26 protein-coding genes and 1 pseudogene are annotated in these 24,075 nt (G+C 68.8%); 15 read left to right on the forward strand and 12 right to left on the reverse strand.

Annotated features, from left to right (window positions below; genetic code table 11):
- Positions 1-39 precede the first annotated feature (39 nt).
- Complete coding sequence (locus LT948_RS06525) at positions 40-255, forward strand: TOBE domain-containing protein (protein ID WP_003091900.1); 216 nt, start codon at positions 40-42, stop codon at positions 253-255.
- Between the two features lie 179 nt (positions 256-434).
- Here the strand turns inward: LT948_RS06525 and LT948_RS06530 are convergent, their stop codons facing one another.
- The 6 genes from LT948_RS06530 to LT948_RS06555 form a co-directional block, all read right to left on the reverse strand.
- On the reverse strand, positions 435-773 hold the full coding sequence (locus tag LT948_RS06530) for a HopJ type III effector protein (RefSeq protein ID WP_003091899.1): 339 nt from the start codon (positions 771-773) through the stop codon (positions 435-437).
- 51 nt (positions 774-824) lie between these two features.
- Positions 825-1,136: a DUF1244 domain-containing protein gene (locus tag LT948_RS06535; RefSeq protein ID WP_003091898.1), complete on the reverse strand. Its 312-nt coding sequence runs from the start codon at positions 1,134-1,136 to the stop codon at positions 825-827.
- Between the two features lie 128 nt (positions 1,137-1,264).
- Positions 1,265-1,636 (reverse strand): dihydroneopterin triphosphate 2'-epimerase, encoded by a 372-nt coding sequence (gene folX / locus LT948_RS06540; RefSeq protein WP_003091897.1) that lies wholly within the window; start codon positions 1,634-1,636, stop codon positions 1,265-1,267.
- Position 1,637: 1 nt separating this feature from the next.
- Positions 1,638-2,198 carry a GTP cyclohydrolase I FolE gene (gene folE, locus LT948_RS06545; protein WP_003091896.1) on the reverse strand — a complete coding sequence of 187 codons (561 nt, stop codon included), beginning with the start codon at positions 2,196-2,198 and terminating at the stop codon, positions 1,638-1,640.
- A 17-nt stretch (positions 2,199-2,215) separates the two neighbouring features.
- Entirely contained in the window at positions 2,216-2,920 is a 705-nt protein-coding gene (gene folM / locus LT948_RS06550; RefSeq protein WP_009313635.1) for a dihydromonapterin reductase, read from the reverse strand.
- A gap of 110 nt (positions 2,921-3,030) precedes the next feature.
- Positions 3,031-3,588 (reverse strand): hypothetical protein, encoded by a 558-nt coding sequence (locus LT948_RS06555; protein ID WP_003111015.1) that lies wholly within the window; start codon positions 3,586-3,588, stop codon positions 3,031-3,033.
- 279 nt (positions 3,589-3,867) lie between these two features.
- On the opposite strand from LT948_RS06555, the gene LT948_RS06560 reads away from it, so the two are divergent.
- Positions 3,868-4,320: a flavodoxin gene (locus LT948_RS06560; protein ID WP_003102319.1), complete on the forward strand. Its 453-nt coding sequence runs from the start codon at positions 3,868-3,870 to the stop codon at positions 4,318-4,320.
- Between the two features lie 343 nt (positions 4,321-4,663).
- On the opposite strand, the pseudogene LT948_RS06565 reads toward LT948_RS06560, so the two are convergent.
- Positions 4,664-4,789 (reverse strand): annotated as a pseudogene (locus LT948_RS06565) (LysR family transcriptional regulator); the annotation flags it as partial.
- Positions 4,790-4,842: 53 nt separating this feature from the next.
- Entirely contained in the window at positions 4,843-5,736 is an 894-nt protein-coding gene (locus LT948_RS06570) for a LysR family transcriptional regulator (RefSeq protein WP_073656911.1), read from the reverse strand.
- Positions 5,737-5,831: 95 nt separating this feature from the next.
- On the opposite strand from LT948_RS06570, the gene LT948_RS06575 reads away from it, so the two are divergent.
- The 7 genes from LT948_RS06575 (at position 5,832) to LT948_RS06605 (ending at position 11,001) form a co-directional block, all read left to right on the forward strand.
- Positions 5,832-6,221, forward strand: coding sequence for a CidA/LrgA family protein (locus LT948_RS06575; protein WP_003091885.1), 390 nt, complete (start codon positions 5,832-5,834; stop codon positions 6,219-6,221).
- Positions 6,208-6,894, forward strand: a complete 687-nt coding sequence (locus LT948_RS06580; RefSeq protein ID WP_003102323.1) for an LrgB family protein — start codon at positions 6,208-6,210, stop codon at positions 6,892-6,894. The genes LT948_RS06575 and LT948_RS06580 overlap by 14 nt, the downstream gene beginning before the upstream one ends.
- 128 nt (positions 6,895-7,022) lie before the next feature.
- The gene (locus LT948_RS06585) at positions 7,023-7,802 is read left to right on the forward strand and encodes a class II aldolase/adducin family protein (protein ID WP_003091880.1); all 780 of its coding nucleotides are present in this window, start codon (positions 7,023-7,025) and stop codon (positions 7,800-7,802) included.
- Positions 7,799-8,695 (forward strand): alpha/beta fold hydrolase, encoded by an 897-nt coding sequence (locus LT948_RS06590; protein WP_019484490.1) that lies wholly within the window; start codon positions 7,799-7,801, stop codon positions 8,693-8,695. The genes LT948_RS06585 and LT948_RS06590 overlap by 4 nt, the downstream gene beginning before the upstream one ends.
- A gap of 98 nt (positions 8,696-8,793) precedes the next feature.
- Positions 8,794-9,087, forward strand: a complete 294-nt coding sequence (locus LT948_RS06595; RefSeq protein ID WP_003111018.1) for a hypothetical protein — start codon at positions 8,794-8,796, stop codon at positions 9,085-9,087.
- Between the two features lie 115 nt (positions 9,088-9,202).
- On the forward strand, positions 9,203-10,114 hold the full coding sequence (locus LT948_RS06600) for an SDR family oxidoreductase (RefSeq protein WP_003111019.1): 912 nt from the start codon (positions 9,203-9,205) through the stop codon (positions 10,112-10,114).
- Between the two features lie 116 nt (positions 10,115-10,230).
- Positions 10,231-11,001, forward strand: a complete 771-nt coding sequence (locus LT948_RS06605; RefSeq protein WP_003091874.1) for a crotonase/enoyl-CoA hydratase family protein — start codon at positions 10,231-10,233, stop codon at positions 10,999-11,001.
- Between the two features lie 19 nt (positions 11,002-11,020).
- On the opposite strand, the gene LT948_RS06610 is transcribed toward LT948_RS06605, so the two are convergent.
- From LT948_RS06610 to LT948_RS06620, 3 genes are all read right to left on the reverse strand, one after another.
- Positions 11,021-11,365, reverse strand: a complete 345-nt coding sequence (locus LT948_RS06610; protein ID WP_003091873.1) for a cupin domain-containing protein — start codon at positions 11,363-11,365, stop codon at positions 11,021-11,023.
- Between the two features lie 34 nt (positions 11,366-11,399).
- Positions 11,400-12,806: an NAD(P)/FAD-dependent oxidoreductase gene (locus tag LT948_RS06615; RefSeq protein WP_073656910.1), complete on the reverse strand. Its 1,407-nt coding sequence runs from the start codon at positions 12,804-12,806 to the stop codon at positions 11,400-11,402.
- A gap of 90 nt (positions 12,807-12,896) precedes the next feature.
- Positions 12,897-13,640, reverse strand: coding sequence for an AraC family transcriptional regulator (locus tag LT948_RS06620; protein ID WP_003119583.1), 744 nt, complete (start codon positions 13,638-13,640; stop codon positions 12,897-12,899).
- Positions 13,641-13,924: 284 nt separating this feature from the next.
- Between LT948_RS06620 and LT948_RS06625 the strand changes: the two genes are divergently transcribed.
- The 3 genes from LT948_RS06625 to LT948_RS06635 all read left to right on the forward strand — a co-directional run bounded on the left by LT948_RS06625 (position 13,925) and on the right by LT948_RS06635 (position 19,742).
- Positions 13,925-15,682: a DUF1302 domain-containing protein gene (locus LT948_RS06625; RefSeq protein ID WP_003102337.1), complete on the forward strand. Its 1,758-nt coding sequence runs from the start codon at positions 13,925-13,927 to the stop codon at positions 15,680-15,682.
- A 56-nt stretch (positions 15,683-15,738) separates the two neighbouring features.
- Positions 15,739-17,109, forward strand: coding sequence for a DUF1329 domain-containing protein (locus tag LT948_RS06630; protein WP_103119308.1), 1,371 nt, complete (start codon positions 15,739-15,741; stop codon positions 17,107-17,109).
- 149 nt (positions 17,110-17,258) lie between these two features.
- A complete protein-coding gene (locus LT948_RS06635) occupies positions 17,259-19,742 on the forward strand; it encodes a LuxR C-terminal-related transcriptional regulator (RefSeq protein ID WP_073656909.1) in 2,484 nt (827 codons plus the stop codon).
- Positions 19,743-19,748: 6 nt separating this feature from the next.
- On the opposite strand, the gene LT948_RS06640 is transcribed toward LT948_RS06635, so the two are convergent.
- Entirely contained in the window at positions 19,749-20,561 is an 813-nt protein-coding gene (locus LT948_RS06640; protein ID WP_003091860.1) for a SirB1 family protein, read from the reverse strand.
- A 245-nt stretch (positions 20,562-20,806) separates the two neighbouring features.
- On the opposite strand from LT948_RS06640, the gene LT948_RS06645 reads away from it, so the two are divergent.
- The 3 genes from LT948_RS06645 to LT948_RS06655 all read left to right on the forward strand — a co-directional run bounded on the left by LT948_RS06645 (position 20,807) and on the right by LT948_RS06655 (position 24,065).
- The gene (locus LT948_RS06645) at positions 20,807-21,832 is read left to right on the forward strand and encodes a Leu/Phe/Val dehydrogenase (protein ID WP_003091859.1); all 1,026 of its coding nucleotides are present in this window, start codon (positions 20,807-20,809) and stop codon (positions 21,830-21,832) included.
- Positions 21,833-21,973: 141 nt separating this feature from the next.
- Positions 21,974-23,071 carry a pyruvate dehydrogenase (acetyl-transferring) E1 component subunit alpha gene (pdhA, locus tag LT948_RS06650; protein WP_003106978.1) on the forward strand — a complete coding sequence of 366 codons (1,098 nt, stop codon included), beginning with the start codon at positions 21,974-21,976 and terminating at the stop codon, positions 23,069-23,071.
- A complete protein-coding gene (locus LT948_RS06655; protein ID WP_003091856.1) occupies positions 23,064-24,065 on the forward strand; it encodes an alpha-ketoacid dehydrogenase subunit beta in 1,002 nt (333 codons plus the stop codon). Before pdhA ends, LT948_RS06655 begins: the two co-directional genes overlap by 8 nt.
- The last annotated feature ends 10 nt before the right edge of the window (positions 24,066-24,075 follow it).

The raw sequence follows: 24,075 nt of genomic DNA on the forward strand, positions 1-24,075 counted from the left end.
CAACCATGCCTCGTTCCGAATCCCCCCAGGAGAAACGCCATGACCATCAAAGCCATCAACGTTCGTAACCAGTTCAAGGGCACCGTGAAGGAAATCATCGAAGGGCCGGTGCTCTCCGAGATCGACGTGCAGACCGCCGCCGGGATCGTCACTTCGGTGATCACCACGCGTTCGGTGAAGGAACTGGAGCTGGCCATCGGTAGCGAAGTGATCGCCTTCGTCAAGTCCACCGAGGTATCCATCGCCAAGCTGTGACGCTGGCTGCGCCGCGCTTGCGGCGGCGAGAAGGGCGGGGACCCCGATGGGGCCCCGCCTTTTTTCGTCGCGTATCGGCAAGGCCGGCCGGTGGCGACGGCTGGCGTGGGTCGCTATGGAGCGGTCGGTAGGGCGAATAACCGCTCGCGGTTATCCGCCGTGGGGGCGACCGGGACTTCTCAGCCCCGGCGCGACAGGGGCTGGCGCTCGAAATGCACGCCGGCCAGGCCGGTCTGTTGCAGGGCGCGGATGTTGGCGTGGTCGTCGCCTTCCGGGTTGTCGCGCACCGCACGGTAGTGCTCGCCGAAGGCCAGCAGGGTTTCCTCGAGGCTGAGGCCTTCGAGGATGGCGAAGCCCAGGGTCTTGCAGGAACCTTCGTTCTGCCCGGCCGGGTTGCTCACGCTGCCGTTGTCGAAGGCGCTCGGCGTGTAGCTGTAGTGCTCGGCGATGAACGCCAGGGTGTCGGTGAACAGGTGGTGTTCGCTGCGCAGACGCGCGCGGAAGTCGGTCAGGGTCATCGAAACAGGCTCATGGTGTCTGGGGCAGGGTTGGCAAGGGGCCCGGTGGCCTCAGGCGTTGCCCTGGCTCTTGGCGAAGGCGGCCTGTTGTTCCGGGCTCGCTTCTTTCTGGTACTTGGCTTTCCACTCGGCATAGGGCATGCCGTAGATCTCTTCGCGGGCCTGGTCATTGCTGACTTCCACCCCGAGGTCGTCGGCGGCGGCCTTGTACCACTTGGACAGGCAGTTGCGGCAGAAACCGGCGAGGTTCATCAGGTCGATGTTCTGCACGTCCTTGCGGGTCTGCAAATGATGGACCAGGGTGCGGAAGGCGGCGGCTTCGAGTTCCAGGCGTTGCTGTTCGGTGAGGTTGGCTGCGGTCATGGCGGTGTTTCTCGACGATGGCTCGGGGCAGGGTGAAGGCACAGGGCCAGGTCCGGCGATGATAAGAGTTGGCGCGGCCGGCGGGCAACGCTTGTGCGCGTCTTCGCGCGGTTCGCTCGTCGGCCGCCTCAGCGGTGGCCGGCGAGGGTGATCGAGACTGACTCGGCGAAGCGCAGCGCGTGCGGCTTGTCCACTTCCACCTCGGCGTAGCGCACCGCCGGGTTCTCCATCACCAGGTCGAGGATTTCCTGGGTCATCCGTTCGAGCAGGGCGAAGCGGTTCTCCTCGACGTGGCGGATGATCGCCTTGGTGATGGTGCGGTAGTTCAGCGCGTGCTCGATGTCGTTGACCTCCACGGCGTCCGCGGCCGGGTAGAGGATGGTCAGGTTGATCAGCACGTCCTGCTTGTTGAGGATTTCCTCCTCCTTGATCCCGATGAAGGTGCGCAGGCGCAGGTCCTTGACGCGGATTCGCGCCATTCCCGGTTCCAGTCGCGGCATGTCACTTGCTCCTTCCGATCAATTGCAGAAATTCCTGGCGGGTGGTGTTCGAGTCGCGGAACGCGCCGAGCATCACCGAGGTGAACATCTGCGAGTTCTGCTTCTCCACCCCGCGCATCATCATGCACATGTGCTGGGCCTCGATCACTACCGCCACGCCGGCGGCGCTGGTCACCTGGCGGACCGCCTCGGCGATCTGCCGGGTGAGGTTCTCCTGGATCTGCAGGCGGCGGGCGAACATGTCGACGATCCGCGCCACCTTCGACAGGCCGAGCACCTTGCCGGTGGGAATGTACGCCACATGAGCCTTGCCGATGAAGGGCAGGAGGTGGTGTTCGCACAGGGAGTACAGCTCGATGTCGCGGACGATGACCATTTCATCGTTGTCCGAGGCGAACAGCGCGCCGTTGACGATTTCCTCCAGGGTCTGGCCATAGCCGTGGCAGAGGTACTGCATGGCCTTGGCCGCGCGCTTCGGGGTGTCGAGCAGGCCTTCGCGCTGCGGGTCTTCGCCGAGACCGACGAGGATCTCCCGGTAATGCTGGGAAAGTGCTGGGTTCATAAGGGGTCCTTGGCGCCTCACTTGACGTGGCGGCCGCCGTTCACGGTCAGGGTGGTCCCGGTGACGTAGGGGTTGTCCAACAGGTAGCGAAGGCTCTGGTAGATGACTTCCGGCCCCGGCTCGATGCCGAGGGCGGATTTCGCCAGGGTGCGGGCGCGGTATTCGGCGTCGTCCCCGTCGTTGAACATCACCAGCGCCGGTGAAATGGCGTTGACCTTGATCCTCGGCGCGAAGCGCGCGGCGAACGACAGGGTCAGGTTGTCCAGCCCGGCCTTGCTCGCGCAGTAGGCGATGCGCCGGGCGCTGCCCTTGCGCGCCACGTCGTCGGTGAGGTGGACGATGTCGGCGGGCTGCGAGCGTTCCAGCAGCTCGGCGCAGTGCAGGTTGATCAGGTAGGGCGCGAGCATGTGCACGCTGAACAGTTGCTGGAACGCCTCGGCTTCGTGGCCGGGCGTCTCGGCGACCCAGTCCGAGGCGTTGTGGACGATCGCTCGCAGGCTGTCGGTATGCTGCCGGAGGGACCCGATGAAGGCGAAGATGCCGGCCTCGCTGGCGAAGTCGGCGTGCAGGGTCAGCGCGCCGGCCTGGCGCAGTTCGTCCAGCGCCGGGCGTTCGCTGCGGTAGCTGACGATCACCGACTCGCCGTCGGCCAGCAGGCGGCGGGCGCAATGCAGGCCGACACGCTGGCTGGCGCCGGTGATCAGGATCGGGGCTGTCGCCATGGGGCTCTCACAGCAGGCGAAGGGAATCGGATGGATGCAGGGTACCCGACTGAGCCAGTCGGGCAAAGCCTTGCGCTACGGCCCACCCCGCCGGGGTGGGCGGCAAGCCGTCAGTGCGCTTCCGGCAGGCTGGCGGCGCGCTGCGGGCGGCGGTGCAGCCAGGGGGCGAGCAGACGGCTGGAGAGAGGGATGAACCAGTAGGTCATCAACGGGGTGAGGACCAGCGTGCTGAGCAGCACCCGCGCGGCCAGCGACAGCTCGCCGAGGTAGGGGCCGGCGCCGAGGTTGAAGGCCAGCGAGACCGGGAAGAACGCCAGCCAGATCGCCACGCTCTGCTTCCAGCGCGGCGGTTTGCGGTTGTCGTCGAACCAGGCGGCGAGTCCGTGGGCGCGGTGCTCGCGCGGTTCGTCGAAGAGTCCCTGGCCGCGTTCGAGCCAGGCCTGGCGCGAGGCGGAGTGGGCCCAGGCGGCGAGGGTGGCGTCGTCGGCGAAGCGAAAGATCATCTGGAATTCGTCTCCGCCGGCGGGCGGCGCCAGCGCCCCGGAGCCGAGGTAGCCGGGGAAGTCGGCGGCGAGGGCTTCGCCTTCGCGCTGCCAGGCGAGGAAGTCGCGGTAACGGCCGGCGGCGACGCGGCGGGCCACCAGCAGGGTAACGGGAGCGGTAGACATCGTGTATCTCCTGGAACGGTTGAGCGCGCTTCGTGGGCGCCCTCGGACAACGGCGCAGCGCCGGGGGTGGTGGGCTGCGTCGGAGGACAGGCAAGGATCGTTCCCGCCGTGGTGGCGAAGGTTCGCTGCCGTGTCTACGGCAGCGCGATGACATCCCGATGACAGGGCGCGCACCGAAATGGTGCTTTTGCGGCTTGTCTGCATTGATTCGGTGCGCCCCGATCGGCGAGCGCATGCGGCATAATGCCCGGCTTACCCCTGTTGGCTTACGGAGTGTTCATGAAAGTCGCCATTCTCTCCGGCTCGGTCTACGGCACCGCCGAAGAAGTCGCCCGGCACGCCCAGAAATTGCTGTCCGCGGCCGGCCTCGAGGCCTCCCATCTGCCCCGCGCCAGCCTCGACGAACTCAAGGCCTTCGCCCCCGAGGCATTCCTGGTGGTGACGTCGACCACCGGCATGGGCGAACTGCCGGACAACCTGCAACCGCTGTACTACGCGATCCGCGACCAACTGCCGGCCTGGCACGGCCTGCCGGGTGGGGTCATCGGCCTGGGCGATTCGAGCTACGGCGACACGTTCTGCGGTGGCGGCGAGCAGGTTCGCGAACTGTTCGGCGAACTGGGCGTGCGCGAAGTGCTGCCGATGCTGCGCCTGGATGCCAGCGAAACCGTTACCCCCGAGACCGACGCCGAGCCTTGGCTGGCCGAGTTCGCCGCCGCCCTCAAGGGCTGATCCCGGGCGTACCCCGCCGAGGCGGCGGATAACCGCGTGGCGGTTATTCGCCCTACACGGGGAGGGAGCAAGCGGTAGGGCGAATAACCGCCCCGGGCGTTATCCGCCGACACGTCTGCCGAGGTGGCGGATAACCGCGTAGCGGTTATTCGCCCTACACGGGGAGGGAGCAAGCGGTAGGGCGAATAACCGCCCCGGGCGTTATCCGCCGAAACGTCTGCCGAGGTGGCGGATAACCGCGTAGCGGTTATTCGCCCTACACGGGGAGGGAGCAAGCGGTAGGGCGAATAACGCCTCCAGGCGTTATCCGCCGTAGCCTCTGCCGAGCTGGTGGTTATTCGTCCTACGCCGGGCTTTCCTCCAGCGGCCGCTCGCGCAGCAGCTCCAGCCAGGCCTGCGCCGCCCGCGACAGGTAGCCGCCACGGCGCCAGATGAAGGCGATGTCCCAGCGCAGGTCCGGCTCCCTGAGCNGCCTCCAGGCGTTATCCGCCGTAGCCTCTGCCGAGCTGGTGGTTATTCGTCCTACGCCGGGCTTTCCTCCAGCGGCCGCTCGCGCAGCAGCTCCAGCCAGGCCTGCGCCGCCCGCGACAGGTAGCCGCCACGGCGCCAGATGAAGGCGATGTCCCAGCGCAGGTCCGGCTCCCTGAGCAGGACCCGCACCACTCCCGGGCGTTCGATCTCGCGAGCGATCGCCCGTGGTAGCAGCACCACCCCCTGGTTGGCCGCCACCAACGCGCCGAGGAAGTCGGCCTGGCCGCTGCGGCCGCCTTCGCGCGGGCTGAAGCCGGCCTCCAGGCAGGCGCGCAGCAGGCGGTCGTTGAGGGTGAAGCTCTGCTGGTAGAGCAGGAACGGGCTGTCCGCCAGTTCGCCGAGGGCGACGCTTGCGGCAGCGGCCTTGGGATGCCCGGCCGGCAGCAGCACGTCCAGCGGTTCGTTGCAGAACGGCTGGTAGTCGAAGCCGTCGTCCGTCGGGGTGAGGCTGCCGGCCAGTTCCAGCTCGCCGGCCAGCACCGCCTGCTCCATGGTCTTGCTGCCGCCTTCCACCAGGTGCACGGCGATGTTCGGATAGCGCCGCCGGTATTCGGCGAAGCGTTGGGCGAACAGCGCGTCGGCGCCGAGCAACGGCAGGCCCAGGCGCAGTTCGCCGCGGTTGAGCTGGCTGAGATCGTCCAGTTCGCTGAGCAGGTCGCGGCGCAGCCGCAGCATCTCCTCGGCGCGGCGAAACACCACGGCGCCGGCGTCGGTCAGGCGCACGTGCGGCCCGTTGCGTTCCAATACCTGCACGCCGAGGCTCTGCTCCAGTTGGGCGACCTGCTTGCTGATGGTCGACTGGCTGGCGTGGCGGACCTGCGCCGCCTGGGTGAAGCTGCCCTGGCGGACCACTTCGACGAAGCTGCGGAGTTGACGGAATTCCATTCTGGAATGGCTCTCATGCGGACAATTCGCTTTGGGGATGATAGGCCGGGCCTTATCCTTTCTCCATCCCCGATTTCCCAGCCAAGGCCCTTCCCATGTTGCCCCCGCTCGTCCGCCGTCTGTCCCGCCTTGCCGCCGAACTGGCGGTACTCATCGCCTTCTGGTGGGCCGGCGGCTGGCTGGCGAAGGCCATCGGCCTGCCGCTGCCGGGCGGGGTGGTCGGCCTGGCGGCGCTGTTGCTGCTGTTCGCCAGCGGCCTGCTGCGTCCGGCCTGGCTGCAGGCCGGCGCCGGCCTGTTGCTGGCGGAGATGTTGCTGTTCTTCATCCCGGCGCTGATGAGCCTGCTCGACTACGGCGCGCTGCTACGCAGCGAGGGCTGGCGCATCCTCCTGGTGATCATGCTCAGCACCCTGCTGGTGATGCTGGTCACCGCGGTGTCGGTGGAGTGGATGTGCCGCTGGAGGGCGCGCCATGAGTCTCGATAAGCAAGCCCTGTTCTGGTTGGCGGCGACCGTCGGCGGCTACCTGCTGAGCCGCCAGCTGTACCGCCGGGTGAAGTGGTACTGGCTGTCGCCCATCGTGTTCGTCCCGGTGCTGCTCTATGCCCTGGCGATTCCCACCCATACCCGCTACGCCGACTACGCCCGCGACACCAATTGGCTGGTGGCGCTGCTCGGTCCGGCGACGGTGGCCTTCGCCATCCCGATCTGGCAGCAGCGCGAGCTGCTGATGCGCCACTGGCCGGCGCTGCTGGCCGGGATGTTCGCCGGCACCGCAGTGGCCATCGGCAGCTCCTGGGCGCTGGCCCAGGCCCTGGCGCTGGACGGCCAGGTCACGCTGTCGTTGCTGCCGCGCTCGATCACCACGCCGTTCGCCATGGAGATGTCCCACGACCTGGGTGGCGTGCCGGAACTGACCGCCGCCTTCGTGATGATCACCGGGGTGTTCGGCGCGGTGATCGGCGGAACCCTGCTGCGTGTCCTGCGCTTGCGCACGCCGCTGGCCCGCGGCGCGCTGTTCGGCGTCGGCGCGCACGGCGCCGGCACCAGTCGGGCCTACGAGTTCGGCGGCGAGGAAGGTTCGGCGGCCGGTCTGCTGATGGTTCTCACCGGGCTGTTCAACCTGCTGGTCGCGCCCCTGGTCGCCCACTGCCTGTAGCCTGCGCGCATAGGCCGGCTGAATCCTCCGCCATTCAGCCGGCGCGCGAGTGTAAGCCCGGCGACAGTCGCCGGAGGAGGGCGGGGCTAGACTGCGGGCATCCGATAACGACAAAAGAGGATGCCGCCGTGACCGCCGTTCACTCCCTGCCCGCCGATGTGCAAGCCCAGGTCTCCGCCGCCGAATGGCAGACCCGCGTCGATCTCGCTGCCTGCTACCGGCTGGTCGCCCTGCACGGTTGGGACGACCTGATCTTCACCCACATCTCGGCCAAGGTGCCGGGCACCGAGGACTTCCTGATCAACCCGTTCGGCCTGATGTTCCACGAGATCACCGCCTCCAGCCTGGTGAAGGTGGACGCCAGCGGCAAGAAGCTGATGGACAGCCCCTACGAGATCAACCCGGCCGGCTACACCATCCACAGCGCGGTGCACGAGGTCCGCCATGACGTCGAATGCGTGCTGCACACCCATACCGCCGCGGGGATCGCGGTGTCCTGCCAGAAGCAGGGCCTGTTGCCGCTGTCGCAGCAATCGTTGTTCGTGCTCTCCAGCCTGTCCTACCACGCCTACGAGGGCGTCGCCCTGAACCATGAGGAAAAGGCCCGGCTGCAGGCCGACCTGGGGACCAGCAACTTCCTGATCCTGCCCAACCACGGCCTGCTCACCTGCGGCGGTTCCATCGCCGATACCTTCCTCATGATGTTCACCCTGCAACGCGCCTGCGAGGTACAGGTGATGGCGCAGAGCGGCGGCGCCGAGCTGATCCACATCCCGGGGCAGATCCTCGCCGGCGCGCGCGACATGATCGCCGGGGTGATGCGCAGCAAGACCGGCATGGGCGGCCAGCTCGCCTGGCCGGCGCTCCTGCGCAAGCTCGACCAGCAGAACCCGGGCTACCGCCAGTGACCGCGGCGCTGCCCGGCATTCCCCTGGAGGCCTGGCGGAGGCGCGGCCGCACTCTGGATTTCAAGGGCTTCCCGATCCGCTACTGGGAAGCCGGGCAGGGGCGGCCGTTGCTGCTGATCCACGGTTTTCCCAGCGCCGCCTGGGACTGGCACTACCTCTGGGAGCCGCTGGCGCAGCGCTACCGCGTGCTGGTCTGCGACCTGCTCGGCTTCGGCGATTCGGCCAAGCCGCGCGCCCATCGCTACAGCCTGCTGGAGCAGGCCGACCTGCAACAGGCGCTGCTCGGCCACCTGGGAGTCGACGAGCCGCTGCACGTGCTGGCCCACGACTACGGCGACAGCGTCGCCCAGGAACTGCTCGCCCGCCATCACGAAGGCCGGCTGCGGCTCGCCTCCTGCGTGTTCCTCAATGGTGGACTGTTCCCGGAAACGCACCGCCCGGTGCTCAGCCAGAAGCTGTTGCTGAGCCCGTTGGGCGGGCTGTTCGGCCGGCTGTTCGACCGCCGCGCCCTGGCGCGCAACTTCGCCAAGGTCTTCGGCCCGCGCAGCCAGCCCGGCGAGACCGAGCTGGATGCCTTCTGGAGCCTGATCGAAAGCAACCAGGGGCAGCGGGTGATGCATCGCCTGATCCGCTACATCGTCGACCGCCGCGAGCAGCGTGAGCGCTGGGTGGCGGCGTTGCAGCACGGCGGGGTGCCGTTGCGGGTGATCGACGGAGCCGTCGACCCGATCTCCGGGGCGCACATGGTCGAGCGCTACCGGCAACTGGTCGCCGATGCCGACTGCGTGCTGCTCGATGGCATCGGCCATTATCCGCAGATCGAAGCGCCGGCGGCGGTGCTCGAACATTACCTGGCGTTTCGCGCCCGACTGGATGATTCAGAGTTTTCTTAAGCGAGTTTGAGATTGCAGCAAGTGCCATCGCGCAAGGATCGGGGCTAGGGTGCTGGCGCCTCGCTGGACGAGGCGTTTCGTCACCCATGGAGGTCTCCATGCACGATCCCGTTTCTCCCTTGCGCGTGTTCGACGAGGGCTCCTGGTTGTTCCGCCAGATGGTGCAGGCGCAGCCGTTCATCCGCCAGTCCGGGATGGTCCTCGCCGAACTCGGCCTGCTGCTGGCGCTCGGGCTCGGCTACCTGTGCTGGCAGGAAGGCAGTCGCTGGTACGCCGTCGGCGCCGGCCTCGCGTTGCTCGGCAGCCTGCTGCTGGTGGTGGTCCGGCACAACTACGACTGGTGGCTGTTCAAGCTCGGCCCGCGTGGCCGGCTGTACATTCCGTTCGACTGAAGCGGAACATCCCGCTGCCTTATCGGGCGCCATTCATGGCGGCGCGAAGCCTTGTCCCCGCCGGCGGGCTGGCCGACACTCGGGCAATCCTTCCTACTGCCCTGGAGTCCCGAACATGAGCGATGCCCTGCGTTTCGACGACCAAGTCGTGATCGTCACCGGAGCCGGCGGCGGCCTTGGCCGCGCCCACGCCCTGCTGTTCGCGAAGCATGGCGCCAGGGTGGTGGTCAACGACCTCGGCGGCAGCACCCATGGCGAAGGCGCCAGTGCCTCGGCGGCGGACAAGGTGGTGGCGGAAATCCGAGCCGCCGGCGGCACCGCGGTGGCCAACCACGACTCGGTCACGGACGGCGGCAGGATCGTGGAGAACGCGCTGGACGCCTTCGGCCGCGTCGACGTGGTGGTCAACAATGCCGGCATCCTGCGTGACAAGACCTTCCACAAGATGGAGGACGCCGACTGGGACCTGGTCTACCAGGTGCATGTCGAAGGCGCCTACAAGGTCACTCGCGCCGCCTGGCCGCACTTGCGCGAGCAGGCCTACGGGCGGGTGGTGTTCACCTCCTCGACCTCGGGCATCTACGGCAACTTCGGCCAGAGCAACTACGGCATGGCCAAGCTCGGCCTCTACGGCCTGACCCGCACCCTGGCCCTGGAAGGGCGCAAGAACAATATCCTGGTCAACGCCATCGCCCCCACCGGCGGTACGCGGATGACCGAGGGGCTGATCCCGCCGCAGGTCTTCGAGCAGCTCAAGCCGGAGCTGGTCAGCCCGCTGGTGGTCTACCTCGGCAGCTCGGCCTGCGAGGATACCTCGGGGCTCTATGAGGTCGGCGGTGGCTGGATCGGCAAGGTGCGCTGGGAGCGCAGCCTGGGCTTCGGCTTCGATCCGAAGGCCGGCTTCGATGCCGAGGACGTGGCCGCGCACTGGCAGCAGATCTGCGACTTCGAGAACGCCGCGCACCCGGCGGACAACGTCGAGGCGCTCCGTGAAATGATGGCCAACCTGCAGAAGCACGCGCTCTGAGACGCCCGGCGGATGCGGCGCGGCCGCGGGAAAAGGACTAAGGTGAAGACCGGCTGACGCCGGTCTTCTGCCATCCGGCCGGTGTCTTTTTTCGCTTTTTCCGCAGGGAGTCTGTCATGAGTGTCATCGTCGAACGCAACGGCCCGGTCACCACCCTGGTCATCGCTCGCCCGGAGCGGCGCAATGCGGTGGACCGGCCGACCGCCCAGGCCCTGGCCGACGCCCTGCGCGAGTTCGAAGCGGACGATACGGCGCGGGTCGCGGTACTCACCGGCAGCGGCGGCAATTTCTGCGCCGGCGCCGACCTGGCGGCGGTGGCCGAGGATGGCGAGCGGCGCAATCGCCTGGAGGCGGAGGGCGACGGACCGATGGGGCCGAGCCGCATGCAGCTCGGCAAGCCGCTGATCGCCGCCATCGAAGGCTATGCGGTGGCCGGCGGGCTGGAGCTGGCGCTGCTCGCCGACCTGCGGGTGATGGCCGAGGACGCCATCTGCGGAGTGTTCTGCCGGCGTTTCGGGGTGCCGCTGATCGATGGCGGCAGCGTGCGCCTGCCGCGGATCGTCGGGCAGGGCCGGGCGCTCGACCTGATCCTCACCGGGCGTCCGGTGAAGGCCGACGAAGCGTTGCAGATCGGCCTGGCCAACCGGGTGGTGCCGAGCGGTTCGGCGCGAGCCGAGGCCGAGGAGCTGGCGGCGGAACTCGCCGCCTTCCCGCAGACCTGCATGCTCGCCGACCGCGCCAGCGTATACGCGCAGTGGGAACTGTCCTTCGACGTGGCCCTGGCCAACGAATTCCAGGGCGGGCTGGCGGTGATCGAGAGCGGCGAGACCCTGGAGGGCGCGCAGCGCTTCAAGGATGGCGAGGGGCGCCACGGGCGCTTCGAGTGACGCCGTCGCGCCGCGTGGGCTAGCGGTGGATGATCACGTAGCTCTTGCGCACGGTTTCCTGCACATCCCACACGCCGAGACTGTTCTCCGGCAGCAGCAGGGCATCGCCGGCCTCGATGCGGATGGTCTCGCCGCCGTCCGGGGTGAAGGTGCAGCGGCCTTGCAGGAAGTGGCAGAACTCCTGCTCGACGATCTGCCGCCGCCAGCGTCCGGGGGTGCATTCCCAGATGCCGGTTTCCACCTGGTCGGTGCGCTCCACGGCGTAGGCGCGGGTCTGCGCGACCGGCTCGCCAAGGGGCACCGCGACCGGGCTGGCGGCGCCAAGATCGGCGCCGGCGGTATTTTTCAGAAGGGTCAGGGCCATGCGGTTTTTCCTCTGTGGGAGGTGGAGGGGATTCTCAGCGCATCAGGCTTTCCATGCCGGCCGCGAGGGTTTGCGCCAGGCTGCGGCGCCAGGGCGCGCTGTGCGGATCGGCAAGGACCCGGTCCTCATGGACGAAACTGCGGATGATCGCGTTGTAGCCGAGCCAGCGGCAGGGTTCCGGTTCCCAGCGGGCCAGGCTGTCCAGTGGACGCTCGCCCAGCACCCAGGGCTGCCGCAGCAGCTCGCTGTCCTCGCCGAGGATCAGCGCGGCCAGGGTGCGGCCGCCGAGGTTGCTGGCGCCGACCCCTTCGCCGCCGTAGCCGCCGGAGAGGGCGATGCCACTGGCGCGGTCGAGCAGCATGTGCGGGCGGAAGCGCCGGGCCATGCCGAGGTTGCCGCCCCAGGTGTGGCTGATCCTGGCGTCCTTGAGCAGCGGGAAGAGTTCGCCGAACAGGTAGCGACGCAGGCCGACTTCCTCGTCGTCGAGGCTGAAGTCGTTGCGCAGCTTGCCGCCGAAGCGGTAGCCGCCCCGCGCGCCGAAGGCCAGGCGGTCGTCGGCGGTGCGCTGGCCGTAGGTGACCTGGCGGCTGAATTCGCTGAAGGCCTGGCCGCGCTCCAGGCCGATCTCCGCCCAGACCGACGACGGCAGCGGCTCGGTGGCCACCAGCAGACTCTGCACCGGCAACTGGTAGTGGCCCAGTGGCGGCAGGCTGGCGGCATAGCCTTCCACCGCCGGCACGATCCATTCGGCGCGTAGTTCGCCGCGCTCGGTGCGCAGCAGGCCGCGTTGCCAGTGCAGCACCCGGCTCTTCTCGAACAGCCGCACGCCCAGGCGCTCCACCGCGCGGGCCAGGCCGCGCGCGAGCCTGGCCGGCTGGATGGTGGCGCAGTGCGGCGAATGGATCGCCCCGTAGCTGCCGGGGATGCGCAACTGCTGGTCGAGTTCCTGCGGCGTCAGCCAGCGGTAGTCGCTTTCGTCCAGGCCTTCGGCATAGAGATCATGCAGATAGGCGCGCAGGCGGCGTTCCTGTTCCGGGTAGCGCGCCGCGCAGTAGAGCACGCCGCCCTTGCGGTAGTCGCAGTCGATGCCTTCCTCTTGCAGCACCCGCGCGACCTCGTCGGGAATCCCGTGCAGCAGGTCGTAGCCGGCCCGGCGCCGTTCCGGCGGCAAGCCGGCGAGCAGGCCGTCCTCGCCGAGCAGGTTGCCCATCAGCCAGCCGCCGTTGCGCCCCGAGGCGCCGAAGCCGGCGGTTTCCGCCTCGACGATGGCGACGCGCAACTGCGGCGCCCGGTGCTTCAGGTAATAGGCGGTCCAGAGGCCGGTGTAGCCGGCGCCGACGATGGCCACGTCGACCTCGAGGGATTCTTCCAGGGACGGGCGCGCTTCGAGCGGATCGTCCAGTTGATTCATCCACAGGCTGAGGTGGCGCCAGGCCGACATAGAGGGCTCCATAGCGAGAGGGAAGGGGGAATGCGGCGAGAGTAGGAAGATGCCGTGCGCCTGTCGTGCGCGCGGGTCCGCTGGGAAATCTCAGCGGCGCGACGACAGGCGCTTCAGGTATTCGCGCGGAGACTGGCCGGTGTGCTGGCGGAAGCAGCGGTAGAAGGCCGACAGCGAATTGAAGCCGGCGGCGAAGGCCAGTTCGTCGACCCGTCCGGGCAGCTCGCCGGAAAGCTGGCCGAGCAGGTGTTGCAGGCGGGTCTGGTTGACGTACTGGTAGAAGCTCAGGCCGAGCACTTGGTTGAGCAGGTAGGAAATCTGGTTGCGCGTATAGCCGGTGGCATTGGCCACCTGGGTCAGGTCCAGGTCCGGATCGAGATAGGGCTGGGCCTGCTGGAAGTAGTGCTCCAGGTCGCGCGCCAGCAGGCTCAGCTGCTTGGCCGAAAGCCCCAGGCGGCTGGCCGGCGGCCGGCCGTCGCCGCCGGCCTGGGCTCCGCCGCCGCTTTCGTGGACCAGCGAGGCGTATTCGTTGATGCGCCAGATCAGGCCGTCGCGCACGGTGATCGCCTCGCTGGCGCGGAACGAAGCCAGGCGGCCGCTGAGGGTCACCCGCAGGCGGTACTGGATGAAGGCGGTATCGCCGTCGAAGCGGATACGGTCGGTGTGCTCCAGCGACTCGTCGGGGCCCTTGGGCATGGTCGCCTCGACGTACTCGCGAAGATCGGCCAGGCGCATCCGGCGGTTCTGGAAGAAGTCGTTGTATTCGACCTCGGGATGATAGAGCGCCATCACCGCGTCGATGTCGCGGTGTTTCCAGCTGAGGTGGTAGCGCATGACCGTCTCGCGGGTGGCGTCGGCGAGGTCGCGGTCGGCGGGAATGGTCTGTTCGGGCTGCATGCAGCGAAGGATGCCATCGCCGCCGCCGGCGGAACAGTGCCGCGCCGTCATCCATGCACTGGATGACGGCGTATCCATCCTGCATATGGCGTTCGCCGAGGCGCTTTCCAGGGCCCCTGTTCACTCTTTCGGGCGACAGCCGGAATACCTCCTTGGTGCGCTTACCGCCGTTCGGGTCGCTGGGTAGGGTGTAGCCACCTCGACCCTGTCAGGAGAGCCGCATGACAACAACAAAAAGGCGCGGAATCTTCCCTCTGCACGCACTCGCTGCGGCCACAGCCCTGGGTTGCGCCACCCAGGCCTCGGCCGTGTCATTCAACATCGGGGAGATCGAAGGGCAATTCGACTCGTCGCTGTCGGTGGGGGCCAGCTGGTCCATGCGTTCCGCCGACAAGGACTACATCGGCACCCGCAACGGCGGCCACGCCTCGTCGCAGACCTCCGACGACGGCCGGCTCAACTTCAAGAAGGGCGAAACCTTCTCGAAGATCTTCAAGGGCATCCACGATCTCGAACTCAAGTACGGCGACACCGGCGCGTTCTTCCGTGGCAAGTACTGGTACGACTTCGAGCTGAAGGACGAACACCGCCTGCTCTACGACATCGACGACCACAACCGTAAGGAGGGCGCCAAGTCCTCCGGGGCGCAGCTGCTCGATGCCTTCCTCTACCACAACTACAGCATCGGCGACCTGCCCGGCAGCGTGCGGGTCGGCAAGCAGGTGGTGAGCTGGGGCGAGAGCACGTTCATCCAGAACTCGATCAACAGCATCAACCCGATGGACGTCGCCGCGTTCCGCCGGCCCGGCGCGGAGATCAAGGAAGGCCTGATCCCGGTGAACATGCTCTACCTGTCCCAGGGCATCAGCGACGCGCTGACCGTCGAAGGCTTCTACCAGTTGGAGTGGGACCAGACGGTGATCGACAACTGCGGTACCTTCTTCTCCACCACCGACGTGGTCGCCGATGGCTGCGAGCGGATGGTCTACGCCGGCAGCGACTTCGACCCGAACCCGGCCAACGGCTACCGCTACCTGCCGCGCGCCGGCGATCGCGATGCCCGCGACAGCGGCCAGTGGGGCCTGGCCCTGCGCTGGTACGCGGCGGAGCTGAACGACACCGAGTTCGGCCTGTACGCGATGAACTACCACAGTCGCAACCCGTACTACAGCGTGATCGCCGGCAACGGCCTGGCCACCTCCGACCCGGTCACCGGGCGCTCCACCGGCTATTACTTCATCGACTATCCCGAGGACATCCGCCTCTACGGCCTGAGCTTCCAGACCAACATCGGCAGCACCTCGGTGGCCGGCGAGCTGAGCTACCGGCCGAACATGCCGCTACAAATCAACAGCACCGACATGTCGATCGCCGCGATCTACCCGACCACCCTGTTCGGTAACCCGATCTACGACAGCGGCTTCGCCACCCCGCGCGCCGGCGAGGTGATCAACGGCTACGTGCGCAAGCCGGTGACCCAGGCACAGGTGACCGTCACCCAGTTCTTCGACCGGGTACTGGCGGCCGACCGCCTGACCGTGGTCGGCGAAGTCGGCTACAACCACCTCAGCGGGGTCGACGGCGACGACCTGCGCTACGGCCGCGACGCCATCTACGGCATCGGCGAACTGCCGAACAACGCCTTGTGCACCGGCGCGCTCAACGTGGCCAACCCGCAGGAGTGCAACAGCCACGGTTTCTACACCCGCAACTCGTGGGGCTACCGCCTGCGCGGGATCCTCGAATATCCCAACGTGTTCGCCGGGGTCAACCTGAAGCCGAACCTGGCCTGGTCGCACGACGTCGAGGGCTACGGGCCGAACTTCAGCGAGGGCGCCAAGGCCGTCAGCGTCGGCCTCGATGCCGACTACCAGAACACCTATACCGCCAGCATCAGCTACACCGACTTCTTCGGCGGCAACTACAACCCGATCAACGACCGCGACTTCCTCGCGGTGAGCTTCGGGGTGAACTTCTGAGGTCCGCCGCCCCTCGGGGCGGCCGCTTTCGCGGATACGAACAAGGATAACGACGCATGAAAACAGCACGACTCCTGTCCTCCGGGGCGCTGGCCCTCAGCCTGCTGGCCGGTTCGGTGACGGCGGCGGTTTCGCCCGACGAGGCCGCCAAGCTCGGCAGCAGCCTGACCCCCATCGGCGCGCAGAAGGAAGGCAACGCCGACGGCAGCATCCCGGCCTGGACCGGCGGCCTTGCGGCCAGCGCCGGCAAGGTCGACGGCAAGGGCTTCCTTTCCGATCCCTTTGCCGACGAGAAGCCGCTGTTCACCATCACCGCGCAGAACGTCGAGCAATACAAGGACAAGCTCTCCGACGGCCAGTTGGCGATGTTCAAGCGCTACCCCGAGACCTACCGGATCCCGGTGTACAAGACCCATCGCACGGTGGCCCTGCCGGCCGAGATCGACGAGGCGGTCAAGCAGAGCGCGCTGAACGTGCAGCCGATCAACGACGGCAACGGCCTGTCGAATTTCGAGAAGAGCCGCTACTACGCCTTCCCGATCCCGAAGAACGGCGTCGAAGTGCTCTGGAACCACATCACCCGCTACCGCGGCGGCAACCTCAAGCGCATCATCGTCCAGGCCACCCCGCAGACCAACGGCAGCTTCACGCCGATCCGCTTCGAGGAGTCGGTGGCGTTCCCGCAGAACATGCCCGACCTCGACCAGAGCAAGGCGGCCAACATCCTCACCTTCTTCAAGCAGCAGGTGATCGCGCCGGCGCGCCTGGCGGGCAACGTGCTGCTGGTCCACGAGACCCTCGACCAGGTCAAGGAGCCGCGCCTGGCCTGGGTCTACAACGCCGGCCAGCGCCGCGTGCGGCGCGCCCCGCAGGTGGCCTACGATGGCCCGGGCACCGCCGCCGATGGCCTGCGCACCTCGGATAACTTCGACATGTTCTCCGGCGCCCCGGACCGCTACGACTGGAAGCTGGTCGGCAAGCGCGAGATGTACATCCCCTACAACGCCTACAAGCTCAACGACCCGACCCTGAAGTACGGCGACATCATCAAGGCCGGGCACATCAACCAGGACCTGACCCGCTACGAGCTGCACCGGGTGTGGGAAGTGGTCGGCACGGTGAAGCCGGGTGAGCGGCACATCTACGCCAAGCGCCACATGTACATCGACGAGGACAGCTGGCAGATCGCCCTGGTCGACCACTACGACGGTCGCGGCCAGCTCTGGCGGGTCGGCGAGGGCCACGCGCAGTACCACTACGACCAGAAGGTCGCCGGCTACACCCTGGAGGCGCTCTACGACGTGATAGCCGGTCGCTACCTGGCGCTGGGCATGAACAACGAGGAGAAGCGCGGCTACGAGTTCGGCTTCAAGGCCTCGTCCGCCGACTACACGCCGGCCGCCCTGCGCAACGCAGGGGTACGCTGAGTCCCGGCCAGTCGCGACGAGCGTGGCGGCTTGTGCCGACGCGCTCGTTCGTTATGACGGCCCATCACCCGGCGCAATCATCGTTCAGCAGCGGGGCAGGCGCGGTCTAGGCTCCCGGCAAGGCGCTTCGACAGAACAAGAGCACTGCCATGACCGAGCCGACCGAGCTGCCCGCCGCCTTGCCGCGGCTGCCGCCGCAGCACCTGCCGCGGCCCCGTTTGCACCAGCCGCTGCTGCGCGGCGAATGCCGCCTGCGACTGCTCTGCGCGCCCGCCGGCAGCGGCAAGACCGTCCTCCTCGGAGAATGCGCGCGGCGGGCGCCGCCTGGCGTGCAGGTGGTCTGGCTGGCGCTGGGCGGGGAAGCGCTGGACCCCGCGACCTTCCGCCGCCGCCTGGCCGGCGCCCTCGGCTTGCCCGAGGACAGCGACGAAGCGCAGCTGTGCCGGCGGCTGCGCAACGCATCCGCGCTGTGGCTGCTGCTCGACGATTACCCACGGCACCCCGACCCCGCCCTCGACGCCTGCCTCGATCGCCTGTTGAGCGCGGCCTCGCCACGGGTGGGCTGGTGGCTGGCGAGCCGGCGGCGGCCGCAGTGCAACCTGGCGCGGTTGCTGCTGGAAGGGGAGTTGCTGGAGGTCGACGGCGGCCTGCTGGCGTTCGATGCCGACGAGGTCGCCGAACTGCTCCGCCTGCACGGGCGCAGCGCCGATGCCGCTACGGCCGGGGCACTGCTGGAACGCAGCGGCGGTTGGTGCGCCGCGTTGCGCTTGCGCCTGCTGGTCGGCGAAGAGACGGCCGGACCGTTGTTGCAGGAATACCTCCAGCACGAGTTGCTCGACGAGCTGCCGCCGCCGCTGGCCGACGCCGCGCGTGCCCTGGCCTGGCTGCCGCAAGTCGGTCCGGAGCTGTTCCGCCGGCTGTTCGAGGAACTGCCCCACGGGCTGGACGACCTGTTGGCGCGGGGCTTCCCCCTGCTGGCCGATACGAACCAGCGCTACAGCCTGCCGCCGGCGATCCGCGAGGCCTGGCGCGAATCGCCGCAGCGCCCGCAGCGGGACTTCCACCGGGAAGCCTGCGAATGGTTCGCCGAACACGGCGAGACCCGCGAGGCGGTCGACCAGGCGCTGGCCGCCGACGAACCGGAAACCGCCGCCGGATTGTTGCAGAAGCTCACCGAGGAGCAATTGCTGCACGGCCACAACATCGGCATGGTCCTGGCCCTGCGCGACGAACTGCCGGCGGCGCTGCTGGCCAGCACGCCGCGCCTGGTGATCCTGAATGCCTGGGCGCTGCTCTACGCCGGACGCCTGGCCGAAGCCGAGGACTGCATCGGCCAGTTGGCGCGCTTCCTGCCGATGCCCTCGGCGTCCCGCCAGCGGGTGCTGCTGGCGCAATGGCAGGGCTTGTTCGGGATCCTCCTGCACTGCCGCGGCGAGCGCGGCGCCGCCGACTACCTGCGCGAGGCGCTGGAGCAACTGCCGGAGGACGCCTGGTCGCAGGGACTGATCTGCCGCTCGGCGCTGATGCAACTGGCGATGATCGAGGGGCGGATGGACCAGGCGCGGTTGATCGGCCGCGATGCCTTGCGCCTGGCGCGCGAGCACGACAGCCTGATCTTCGAGGCGTTGATCGAACTGGAGCGGGCGCAGTGGCTGGAGCAGCGCGGCGAACTGCTGCGCGCGGAAGGCGTCCTCGATCGCGCCCAGCGCTACCTGGAGGACCTCGGCCAGCAGGGCAGCCCGATGCTCGGCCGGATCGCCCTGCGCCGCGCGCGCCTGTGCCTGCAGCAGGGCCGCGAGGTCGAGGCCGGGCACTGGTATCGGCTGGGGCTGGAGCAGGCACGGGAGAATCTCGATCCCTGGGCGCTCTACGGCTACCTGGGACTGGCCTTGCTGGAAGCCGGGCAGGGCGACCTGGACGCGGCGTTCAACCGCCTGCTGGAGGTCGAGCGGCTGATGCAGCAGCGCCATGTCCCCGATCCGCTGTATCGCGGCGCGCTGCTGCTGGTCAGCTCCGCCCTGACCCTGCAGCAGGGAAGGCCGGCGCAGGCGCGGGAGATCCTGCTGCGGGTCCGCGCCTACTTCCAGCCGGGACGGGCGCGCCTGTCGCCGCCCTCCGAACCGGAGCTGGAAGCGCGGGTAGAGCACCAATTGGCACTGGCCGAACTCTACAGCGGCGAGGCAGCCGCCGCCGAAGCGCGGCTGCGCGGGCTGCTCGCCATTCTCGAGGCGCAGGGGCGGCAGACGCTGCTCTGCGAAGTGCGCATGGGTATCGCCGAGTGCCAGTTCCTCTCCGGACAATTGCCCCAGGCCCAGCAGACCCTGCGCAGCGGCCTGGAGCTGGCGGAGCGGCTAGGCCTGCAACTGCCGCAGCGGCGACTGCGGGATCGCCAGCCGCAACTGTTCGCCGCCCTGCCGGGGGAAGAAGAGGAGGGGCTCAGTCCGCTCAGTTGTCGGGAGCTGGCGGTGCTCGGCCTGATCGCCCAGGGCTGCTCCAACCAGGAGATCGGCGAGCAACTGTTCATTTCCCTGCACACGGTGAAGACCCACGCCCGGCGGATCAACGGCAAGCTCGGGGTGGCCCGCCGGACCCAGGCGGTGGCGCGGGCCAAGGCCCTCGGCCTGCTCGCCTGAGCGGCCTCAGTGCAGGGCGCGGCCGGTCGGCGGGGCGAGTTCGCCCAGGCGCTGGCCGAGGCGCAGTTGCTCGGTGGGATCGTCGCTGAGCAAGAGCGCGCGTTCCAGGTCGTAGCGTTCCGCCTGCGGGCAATCCAGTTGCCGATAGAGGCCGGCGCGGGCCTCGTGGTCGGCGGCGCCCACCGGGCCGAGTTCGATCACCCGCTGGGCATCCTTCAGCGCGGCCAGCGGCTCGCCGGCGGCGCTGTGCAGTTGTCGCAGGTTGCGCGACAGACGCTGGAGGATTTCCCCGGGAGAGGCCTGCTTCAGGTAGGCGGCTTGCAGCTCGCTCTTCGGCCCCTGCAGGCGCAGCAGCAGTTCGCGGCAGTCGGTGGGATAGAGGCGCCGTCCGGTGGCCGGGTCGAGCAGATGGTCGGCCTGCGGCACGCGCAGCAGGAAGCGTCCCGGGAAGTTCACTCCGACCAGCGGAATGTCCAGCCGCCGCGCCAGTTCCATGGCCACCAGCGCCAGCGACAACGGCTGTCCCTGGCGCCGCTGCAGCACCAGCGGAAGCAGGGCCGAGCGCGGTTGCAGGGGGAAGTCGTCGTCCTCGCAGAAACCCTGTTCGCTCATTCGCCGCAGCAACCCCTGGGCGCGCTCGCTGGCCGAGGCGCGGTCGTCCAGGCTCGCGCCGATCTGCCGGACGAGTTCGTCGAGCTCGCGCAGGGCGTGGGCGGGCGAATACGCCGGGAGGTGCTCCGCGGCGATCCACAGGGCCGCCTCGAACAGCGCTGGCGGTTCCTGGGCGAGACAATCGAGGCAGGCTTGACGCGGGTCCATGGCTTTCCTCCTGGTGCGCCTGGATCGCTGCGGACGGGCCGTTCGGAGCACGCCGGGGCCGGTTTCGAGCGGGCGGACCCCAAGGTTGTAACCGTCCGCCGAAGCTTCGTCCAGTACCCGGCTCGGCGAGCGCCGCCGCCTGGTCGTCGGCCTTGCGGGCGTTTCGCCGACGCCTGCCTATACTGAAGGTGCCGGGCGGCAACGGCCCGGCCCGGACAACAAGCAGCAAGCAGGGGAGCCCCAGCATGTTCGACATGATGGACGCGGCCCGGCTCGAGGGTCTCCACCTCGCCCAAGACCCGGCCACGGGACTCAAGGCCATTATCGCCATCCACAGCACGCGACTCGGCCCGGCACTGGGTGGTTGTCGCTACCTGCCTTACCCCAACGACGAAGCCGCCATCGGCGACGCCATCCGCCTGGCCCAGGGCATGAGCTACAAGGCGGCCCTGGCCGGGCTGGAGCAGGGCGGCGGCAAGGCGGTGATCATCCGCCCGCCGCACCTGGACAATCGCGGCGCGCTGTTCGAGGCCTTCGGGCGCTTCATCGAAAGCCTCGGCGGACGCTACATCACCGCGGTGGACAGCGGTACCTCCAGCGCCGACATGGACTGCATCGCCCAGCAGACCCGCCACGTCACCAGCACCACCCAGGCCGGCGACCCCTCGCCGCATACCGCCCTCGGCGTGTTCGCCGGGATTCGCGCCAGCGCCCAGGCGCGCCTCGGCAGCGACGACCTGGAAGGCCTGCGGGTCGCGGTGCAGGGGCTCGGCCACGTCGGCTACGCATTGGCCGAGCAACTGGCGGCGGTCGGCGCCGAGCTGCTGGTCTGCGACCTCGATCCCGGCCGGGTGCAACTGGCCGTCGAGCAGCTCGGTGCCCATCCGCTGGCGCCGGAGGCATTGCTCTCCACCCCATGCGACATCCTCGCGCCCTGCGGCCTGGGCGGCGTGCTCACCAGCCAGAGCGTCAGCCAGTTGCGCTGCGCGGCGGTGGCCGGGGCGGCGAACAACCAGTTGGAGCGGCCGGAGGTCGCCGACGAGCTGGAGGCGCGCGGCATCCTCTATGCGCCGGACTACGTGATCAACTCCGGCGGCCTGATCTACGTCGCCCTCAAGCATCGCGGCGCCGACCCGCACAGCATCACCGCGCACCTGGCGCGGATTCCCGCGCGGCTCACCGAGATCTATGCCCATGCCCAGGCCGACCACCAGTCGCCGGCGCGGATCGCCGACCGTCTGGCGGAACGGATTCTCTACGGCCCGCAGTGACGGGCCGGCGTTTCCGGCGAGGCCGCCAGCGGGCCTCGCCAGCGGCAGTGCGGGCCACCCCCGCGGTGCCGCGCGTGCACGCCGCCACCCGCGGCGCGACCCTGAGCGGCACGCCTACCCGGCGTGCGGAGGAGGTTTGCGATGGTTCACAACCGGATCGACCCGCCTTTCACCCGCTACCTCGACAGCGACGGTCGGCCCCTCGGCGAGTTGCCCGCCTGGGCCGGCGACAGCGACGCGCTGGTCGGCCTCTACCGGCAGATGCTCCTGACCCGCCTGTTCGACCAGAAGGCGGTGGCCCTCCAGCGTACCGGACGGATCGGCACCTATGCGCCAACCCTCGGCCAGGAAGCCATCGGCGTGGCCATTGGCAGCCAGATGCGCGCCGAGGACGTGCTGGTGCCCTATTACCGCGATACCGCCGTGCAATTGATGCGCGGCGTGCGCATGGAGGACATCCTCCTCTACTGGGGCGGCGACGAGCGCGGCAGCGACTACGCCGAACCGCTGGCGGCGCAGGACTTTCCCATCTGCGTGCCGATCGCCACCCAGGCCCTGCATGCCTGCGGGGTCGCCTCGGCGTTCCGCATCCGCGGCGAGCACCGGGTGGCGGTGACCACCTGCGGCGACGGCGCCACCAGCAAGGGCGATTTCCTCGAGGCGCTGAACGTGGCGGGCGCCTGGCAGTTGCCGGTGCTCTTCGTGGTCAACAACAACCAGTGGGCGATCTCGGTGCCGCGGCGCATCCAGTGCGGCGCGCCGACCCTGGCGGAGAAGGCGGTGGGTGCTGGCTTCCCCGGCGAACAGGTGGACGGCAACGACGTGCTGGCGGTCGCCGAACGCGTCCGCGCGGCCCTGGAGCGCGCGCGCCAGGGCAAGGGGCCGACCCTGCTGGAGTGCATCAGCTATCGCCTGTGCGACCACACCACGGCCGACGACGCCAGCCGCTACCGTTCCGCCGAGGAGGTCAACCAGGCCTGGCGCGAGGAGCCGATCAAGCGCCTGCGCGCCTTCCTCGCCGGCCGCGGCCAGTGGGACGAGGAGCGCGAGCAGGCGCTGGTGGGCGAGTGCCAGGCGCGGGTGCAGGAGGCGGTGGAGCGTTTCGAGACGTTCGCCGCGCAGGCGCCGCAGGCACTGTTCGAGCATGTCTACGCGCGCTGGCCGGCGGTCCTGGAGGAGCAGCGCGAGCAATTGCTGGAGCGCGCCGCGCGGCGGCAGGGAGGGGCCGAACATGAATGAGCGCAATGGCGAAGCGAAACGCCTGGCCCTTCTGGAGGCGGTCAACCTGGCGCTGCACCGGGCCATGGCTGAGGACGAGGCGGTGGTGGTGCTGGGCGAAGACGTCGGGGTCAACGGCGGGGTGTTTCGCGCCACCCTCGGCCTGCGCGAGCGCTTCGGCTTCAAGCGGGTGCTGGATACGCCGCTGGCGGAGAACATGATCGCCGGGCTGTCCATCGGCATGGCCGCCCAGGGCCTGAAGCCGGTGATGGAGATCCAGTTCATGGGCTTCATCTACGCCGCCATGGAGCAACTGGTGTCCCACGCCAGCCGCCTGCGCAATCGCACCCGCGGCCGCCTGGCCTGCCCGTTGGTGCTGCGCACGCCGATGGGCGCGGGAATCCGCGCACCGGAGCACCACAGCGAGGCGACCGAGGCGATGTTCGCGCACATCCCCGGCGTCCGTGTGCTGGTGCCGTCGTCGCCGGCGCGGGCCTACGGCCTGCTCCTGGCGGCGATCGACGATCCCGATCCGGTGATCTTCCTCGAACCGACCCGGCTCTACCGGATGAACCCGCAGCCGCTGGCGGACGACGCCCGGCGCCTGCCGCTGGACAGTTGCTTCACCCTTCGCGAAGGCGGCGACCTGACCCTGGTCAGCTGGGGCGCCAGCGTCCACGAGACCCTGCAGGCCGCCGAGCGCCTGGCGCAGCGCGGCATCGAGGCCGAAGTGATCGACGTCGCCTGCCTCAAGCCGCTCGACCTCGACACCCTCGAAGCTTCGGTGCGCAAGACCGGTCGCTGCGTGATCGTCCATGAGGCGCCGAAGAGCGGCGGCCTCGGCGGGGAAATCGCCGCGAGCCTCTACGAGCGCGTCCTGTTCGATCTGCGGGCGCCGATCCAGCGGGTCGCCGCGGCCGATATCCCGCCGCCGCTGTACCGCCTGGAAGCGCTGTACATGCCCGCCGTGGAGGACATCCTGGCGGCCTGCGACACCGTGCTCGGCTACGCCTGAGCCGAGGGGA

The sequence above is a fragment of the Pseudomonas sp. CP-1 genome (genome assembly GCF_021213715.1).
Classification (GTDB): domain Bacteria; phylum Pseudomonadota; class Gammaproteobacteria; order Pseudomonadales; family Pseudomonadaceae; genus Pseudomonas; species Pseudomonas aeruginosa.